The organism is Psychromonas sp. (genome assembly GCF_047632995.1).
Taxonomy (GTDB): domain Bacteria; phylum Pseudomonadota; class Gammaproteobacteria; order Enterobacterales; family Psychromonadaceae; genus Psychromonas.
Genome location: NZ_JBLIEK010000158.1, coordinates 1 through 6,352, shown reverse-complemented (window position 1 = coordinate 6,352; position 6,352 = coordinate 1). Strand labels below are relative to the sequence as shown.

The 6,352-nt window shown below is 41.5% G+C and carries 6 protein-coding genes; 2 read left to right on the top strand and 4 right to left on the bottom strand.

Going from position 1 to position 6,352, the window contains the following annotated elements; all coding sequences use genetic code 11:
• Positions 1 to 97: 97 nt before the first annotated feature.
• Positions 98 to 1,258, top strand: a complete 1,161-nt coding sequence (locus tag ACJAT7_RS17100; RefSeq protein WP_415228011.1) for an Acg family FMN-binding oxidoreductase — start codon at positions 98 to 100, stop codon at positions 1,256 to 1,258.
• A gap of 240 nt (positions 1,259 to 1,498) precedes the next feature.
• On the opposite strand, the gene ACJAT7_RS17095 is transcribed toward ACJAT7_RS17100, so the two are convergent.
• Both ACJAT7_RS17095 and ACJAT7_RS17090 read right to left on the bottom strand, forming a co-directional pair.
• A complete protein-coding gene (locus ACJAT7_RS17095) occupies positions 1,499 to 1,780 on the bottom strand; it encodes a hypothetical protein (protein WP_415228010.1) in 282 nt (93 codons plus the stop codon).
• A gap of 261 nt (positions 1,781 to 2,041) precedes the next feature.
• Positions 2,042 to 2,788 (bottom strand): sugar nucleotide-binding protein, encoded by a 747-nt coding sequence (locus ACJAT7_RS17090; protein WP_415228009.1) that lies wholly within the window; start codon positions 2,786 to 2,788, stop codon positions 2,042 to 2,044.
• 335 nt (positions 2,789 to 3,123) lie between these two features.
• On the opposite strand from ACJAT7_RS17090, the gene ACJAT7_RS17085 reads away from it, so the two are divergent.
• The gene (locus ACJAT7_RS17085; protein ID WP_415228008.1) at positions 3,124 to 4,107 is read left to right on the top strand and encodes a universal stress protein; all 984 of its coding nucleotides are present in this window, start codon (positions 3,124 to 3,126) and stop codon (positions 4,105 to 4,107) included.
• A gap of 165 nt (positions 4,108 to 4,272) precedes the next feature.
• On the opposite strand, the gene ACJAT7_RS17080 is transcribed toward ACJAT7_RS17085, so the two are convergent.
• Both ACJAT7_RS17080 and ACJAT7_RS17075 read right to left on the bottom strand, forming a co-directional pair.
• Positions 4,273 to 4,413, bottom strand: coding sequence for a zinc-binding dehydrogenase (locus ACJAT7_RS17080; protein ID WP_415228012.1), 141 nt, complete (start codon positions 4,411 to 4,413; stop codon positions 4,273 to 4,275).
• Between the two features lie 133 nt (positions 4,414 to 4,546).
• A complete protein-coding gene (locus tag ACJAT7_RS17075) occupies positions 4,547 to 6,352 on the bottom strand; it encodes an EAL domain-containing protein (protein WP_415228007.1) in 1,806 nt (601 codons plus the stop codon).

Sequence of the window (6,352 nt, the reverse complement as noted above, 5' to 3'; positions counted from 1 at the left end):
TGGGATCAATGCATTCTCCTTAAAGATAACTTGACAATGATTCCTTGGAATACTAATCTATATTCCAAGGAATGTAAATTAGTGTTAGGAGTGAGTTATGGAACGTCGTAGTTTTATTCGCATAATGGGAGTCGGTTTCGCAGCAGCCACATTAACCAGTTCGCTAAGCAGTTGTTCAACACGTGATGATAAAGTTGATTACGGCTGGAATGGGCCAAGTGACAGCGAGTCGGATATCCGTTTAAAAGTACTCGCCTACGCTATTCTTTGCCCTAATCCTCATAACAAACAGCCATGGTTCATTAAATTAAATGACTCACAACATTTAGATCTGTATGTAGATCAAACTCGTTTATTACCAGAGACAGACCCGTTTGCGCGACAAATCCATATTGGTCAAGGCTGTTTTTTAGAAACACTAACCATTGCTGCGAGTGGTTTAGGTTATCAAGCGGAAATTGAATATTTCCCACAAGGAGAATACAGCAATACAGTGGTAGAAAATCTACCTGTTGCCAGAGTCGTATTAACTAAAAAAACAGCAATAAATGTGGATCCACTGTTTAAGTACATACTTCAACGCCAATCTAATAAACGTGAATACGATAACAGCCGCTTATCTCCCGTGCAAAAATCTCAGTTACAAGCATTACCCATGGCCATGCAGACGAGTTTGACACTGCAGGATTCAGCGCCGGAAATAACTTATTTGCAACAGCTATTAACTGAGGCGATGACTATTGAGGTCGGCAATAAAGCCCGTGATTTAGAGACTATAAAAATGTTCCGTTTTAATGATCAGGAGGTACAGAAATATAGAGATGGTTTTGGTATTGAACATTCAGGAGTAACGGGCATTAAAAAATTTATTATTGAAGGTTTTCTTTTAGATCGTGAAAAAACCGAAAAGGATCCAAGCGATTTTGGTAAACAAAGTGTCGATATGACTCGTTCTATCTGTGAGTCCAGCAGCAGCTTTGCTTGGATAACCACGGAAGGAAACAGCCCCTTACAACAGGTTCAAGTCGGCCGTGATTATTGTCGTTTGAATTTAACCACCACAGCAATGGGCTTAGCACAGCATCCAATGAGCCAGGTATTACAAGAATATCAAGATATGCTGCCACTGCAGGAGCGATTTAAACAGCATTTTAATATAAAAGCAGGACAAACAGTGCAGATGTTAGTGCGTTTAGGTAAAGCAGAAAAAACAGCGCACACTCCAAGACGTTTAGTCAGCAGTTTGCTTATCGGTTAATAACACAGGCTTAGTATTAAACAGAAATTTTTGGCGGAATTTTCTTTTAATCCATTACATTAAAAAAGAGAATTGATCTTCTGGAATATCAGAATAAGGTGCTAACATCCCTAGAGAGTGAAATTTTAATCGTCGATTTCACTCGTTTTTTCCGACACTTAGGTACGCTGGCATGAATTGTATTAATGGCCAGCATCCCTGTTATCAATATCTGCATCAAAGTAACAACCAGGGAATTCATCACATTCCAATAACCTTGATCTGCACCACCTTCATGATCTCTACTTCAAAGTCGGCGATGACTTCTATCGTGGGATAATAGGAAATATCAACCTGTTTGCCTTTAAGGTTTCGGTATTTAGATTTGCGGCAGTATTTAAACGGGCAATCGAATCCATCCATCATCAGGGTATTGAGCATACATTCACCGTTAAAACGCTGGACATGAGAGGCAACTTGCATCAACTCGCAATGAATCAGCTGATTATGTTTCTGCAAAATGCTTTTGACGGGGGAATTCATTTTTCACTCCTTAATGGAATTAATTAACTCATCATTATAGGCGTTTTTTTGAGCAGTGCTGAGATAACGCAGATTATTTTTTAATCACACGCTGAAGTTAGCCATTTTCTATCTTGGCGTTGTGTTCCGTTCTATCATGGTTTTATTGAGTTACGAGAGATTCCCCCTCTATCTTAAAAGTCCCACGCGGACCTCTCTCCGTAAGCAAGACTGACAAATAATCAAATATGCTGCGCTTAACAATTCGCAGCATATTCCGCTTTATTTTAGACTGTTACTTATAGAGGGTACTTGAATTCTATGATCAATAAGACGTTGATCATAAACAAAATCCTGATTGTAATTGACCACCCATTTGCCACCGTGAAAGTCATTTAATTTCTGCAATAAATCGAAAAAGCTCAGTTTTTCTTCAGCATTACTATCAATATGGTATAAACCAGGTTCATTTCTTTCAATTAACTCATAAATAGCCCGCGCTGTAACTGAGATCAAAGAGCAAGCAGGAAACCACTGAGTACTTGCATCGATTGTGCCATTTTGTATCATCTGCTGATGACAATGCTCTAGCATGTTGTTGCCCCCTGCAACATCGCCAATTTGCCAACCCAGACGAGCTATCATAGCATTAGCATTTTTTTTCCAAATTTCATCTTCACAGCGAATTTTATACTGCCCGTAATCTTCATCCGCATTTCTTGCGCTTTCAATGGTAAAAGGGCCACTCGGATCATTGGCAAATACCATTGCAGTGCTAGTAAATAAGTAAGGTATATTTTTTTGTGCGGTTTTTGATGCAAACCAAGCTGCCCAACTCTCACTGCCCATAGCCAAATGACAAACCGCATCCGGTTGAACCTGTTCAAAAAACGCTTCACTTTGTTGCTCATTCTCTGGGGATATTTTTGAGCGATCCCAAGGCACAATATTCCAGCCATTAAGCTCAAACTCTTTTGCGACAATGGGTGCAACTGTTCCATTCATACCAGTGATCAATAATTTTTTCATGGAAACTCTCTTCTATAGCTGTATAAGTGCATTTATTGTTGTTTAATCCTCATTAAACTACATCTTTACAGAAGATAAAAAAAGCCCGCTCACTAATTTTACGTGAAGCGAGCCTGACAAATTAAATTTCGGTACGACATTAGCGCAAATAATATCAGTTAAATTATGCACTAACTGTTGCAGAAAGCTTACTCGCGAACGCCCTTCTGAATATGAACAATGGGTATTTGTTAGCAAATAAGTGGCCGTAGTCATTACTAGGTACTGCATATTATTTTTTTAGAATAAAGTAATCTAAGATTAGAATGCTTCATTTCAAATAAGTAGAGGTAATCATGTGGACTCCAAAGAATATAGCATTTCTGTTTAATCAAGCTGTAGATAATCAGCAAGCTCTAAGGCAACTACTTTCTACCGTTATCAACAATCAGGCACGACTAACTATTATTTCGGTGATTAATCCACCAATATTAAACTATCGAATCGCCAATAATTTTGAAACGATATCTAATTTAGAAAAGAACATCACAAAAACGCAGCAAAAGGCATTGAATGACACCCAACTAGACTGGGAAAAAATGAATGTTACTTTTAAAACACTGGTGGGCGAAGCCCATATAGAAACTATCCGCGAAGTCATCCGTGGTGAATATGACTTGCTAGTAAAAGCCGCCGATAATAAAAGTCAGTTAAAAAAAATATTTGGAAGGTTGGATATGCGATTGTTACGCAAATGTCCCTGTCCGGTCTGGCTGATCCAACCCAAAGGGTTACAGTCTGTTGATGCTCATCACAGAAACATTTTAGCTGCTATTGACGCTAGTGATATGTATAGAGACGAAGAGCTAAGTGTGCGTCACGAACTTAATCTTAAAGTATTGAAAGTCGCTTACTCATTGGCGATTTCGGAATCGACCGAGCTACATGTGGTTTCCGTATGGTCAGCTCCTTATGAGAGTTCTCTGCGAGCCGGATTTAATAGAGAGCCTGATCAAAAGGTTAATAAGTATGTCGATGAAATAGAAAATATTTTTCAGAAAAACTTCGACAACCTAATGCAAGAATCCATAGCGCGAGTCGGTGTAGAGGCCCAACAGTATTTAGCACCGAAAACTGCACTAATTAAAGGGGTCCCCGATAAAATGATTGCTAAATATGCCAATGATATAGATGCCAATCTTGTCGTAATGGGTACTGTTGCTCGTACGGGCATAGCAGGGCTAATGATGGGTAATACCGCCGAATCGATCTTAGATCAATTGGAGCAATCGGTAGTTGCAGTCAAACCACCGGGCTTTGTTTCTCCTGTTCAGATCTAAAAATATAAGTATCGGGGGTCGGAGACCCTCTTTTGCACATCTGCATAAGTTTTCCCTAGGTTTGATAGAGTAAAAAATTTTAGCTTGAGTAAGAAATGGCCTTGAATTGAAAATTCAATACAAAGCCATTGATGCATTTACTTTTTTTTCGTTAACGCGTTGTTATTATTGGGGTGTTTTTAGGACAATTTTACCTACGTGTTTCTTTTTCAAGAAAACGTCTTGCGCCCTGCTTATCTCTTCCAGTGGGAAAGTTTGCGCAACAATGGGCTTGATTTTAGAGCTTTCGAGCGTTAATGATGAGATCTCGAAAACGGGATAAAACGAGCATCATAGGTCATTCTTGTTCGCTAAAAAAGCAGAAAAGTAATAGATACAAAAAGGCTACTATTTGCTAAAGCGAATTTTCACCGCTACCTTCACTGTATAAAATCAGGTGTCAGTTAAACTCTGAACCACTACAGATCAACGCCTTAAACTGATCAATCGGTATCGGTTCGCTGAATAAATACCCTTGAAAAAATGCGCATCCTTCGTCTAAGAGTAATTGTCGTTGCTCTATAGTTTCCACTCCCTCGGCAATGATTTCTATGTTCAGGATCTGCGCCATAGAAATGATCGCCTTTACTATCGCTTTGTCACTTATATCGGTCACAATATCGCGCACGAACGACTGATCGATCTTGAATTGTTCGAGGGGCAGCTGTTTGAGGTACTGTAAGGATGAATAACCAGTGCCGAAGTCATCCAGGGAGAACTGAACACCAATTTTTTTTAATGCCTTCATGGTGGCAATGGTGACTTGGATATCCTCTTGCAACAGGCTTTCGGTCAATTCCAGCTTCAGTAAATTTCCGGGAATATCGTGTCGTTGCAGAGCTGCCTGCACTTGAGCCACGAAATCCTTCTGCCGGAATTGTTTTGCACTAACGTTTACTGCCAGTGTTAAGTCGCGTGTCAGCGACTCTTTCTGCCATACTTTGAGCTGCGCACAGGCAGTATCGATAACCCATTGTCCAATGGGCAGGATCAATCCGGTTTCTTCCGCCAGCGGGATAAATGTAGCAGGGAACACCAGTCCGCGTTCAGGGTGCATCCAACGGATCAATGCCTCGGCTCCCCATGCCCGATTGGAACTGTCCATCTGAATTTGGTAGTACAATTGAAATTGCCACTTTGCAACTGCAATGCGCAATTCATTTTCGAGGGTTGTGCGCACATTAATGATGTCCTGCATATTCTGGTTAAAGAACCTCAGGGTATTGCGGCCTGCTTGTTTGGCCTGATACATGGCGATGTCGGCTTGTTTCAGCAGCTCTTCTGCTGTCTTACCCTCATGGCCGGAAAAGACGACACCGATACTCGCGCTGCTATAGTATTCGTGAATATCGAGCTGGTAAGGCTTGTTAAGATTTGCGAAAATTTTATCGCCAATGGCTTTCACCATTGCCGCGGCTTCAATGGGTATTTTGTCCAGATCTTCCAGAATCAACACAAACTCGTCCCCCCCAAGGCGTGCCACTGTATCGTTTTTGCGTAGGCAGGACTCCAGGCGTTGCGCTGTCTGTTTCAGCAGTAAATCACCATATCCATGGCCGAGGGTGTCGTTGATATCCTTGAAATTATCCAGATCAATAAACATCACCGCACTCTCCGATCTTTTACGCACGTTGGAAGCTAATGCGTGATGGAGCCGGTCTATCAAAAGACGCCGGTTGGGCAAGCCTGTAAGCGTGTCATAGAAGGCGAAGTCATTGAGCTCTTCTGTCCGTTTATCTTGAAAAGCAAGCTTTCTGTTGGCAATAGCCAGCTCTATTACCCGTTTATCCTTCTCTGCATTTTGAAAGGCAAGCTCCTTGTTGGAAATGGCCAGCTCTGCTGCCCGCTTATCCTTCTCTTCGTTTTGAAAGCCAAGCTCCTTGTTGGCAATGGCCAGCTCTGCTGCCCGTTTATCCTTCTCTTGGTTTTGAAAGCCGAGCTCCTTGTTGGCAATGGCCAGCTCTGCTGCCCGTTTACCTTTCTCTTGGTTTTGAAAGGCAAGCTCCATGTTGGCAATGGCCAGCTCTGCTGCCCGTTTATCCTTCTCTTCGTTTTGGAAGGCAAGCTCCTTGTTGGCAATGGCCAGCTCTGCTGCCCGCTTATCCTTCTCTTCGTTTTGAAAGCCAAGCTCCTTGTTGGCAATGGCCAGCTCTGCTGCCCGTTTAACATTCTCTTCATTTTGAAAGGCAAGCTCCTTGTTGGCAAT

Coding starts and splice junctions, on each gene's coding strand:
- ACJAT7_RS17100 (WP_415228011.1), top strand. CDS start 98: ATGGAACGTCGTAGTTTTATTCGCATAATGGGAGTCGGTTTCGCAGCA.
- ACJAT7_RS17085 (WP_415228008.1), top strand. CDS start 3,124: ATGTGGACTCCAAAGAATATAGCATTTCTGTTTAATCAAGCTGTAGAT.
- ACJAT7_RS17090 (WP_415228009.1), bottom strand. CDS start 2,788: ATGAAAAAATTATTGATCACTGGTATGAATGGAACAGTTGCACCCATT.
- ACJAT7_RS17095 (WP_415228010.1), bottom strand. CDS start 1,780: ATGAATTCCCCCGTCAAAAGCATTTTGCAGAAACATAATCAGCTGATT.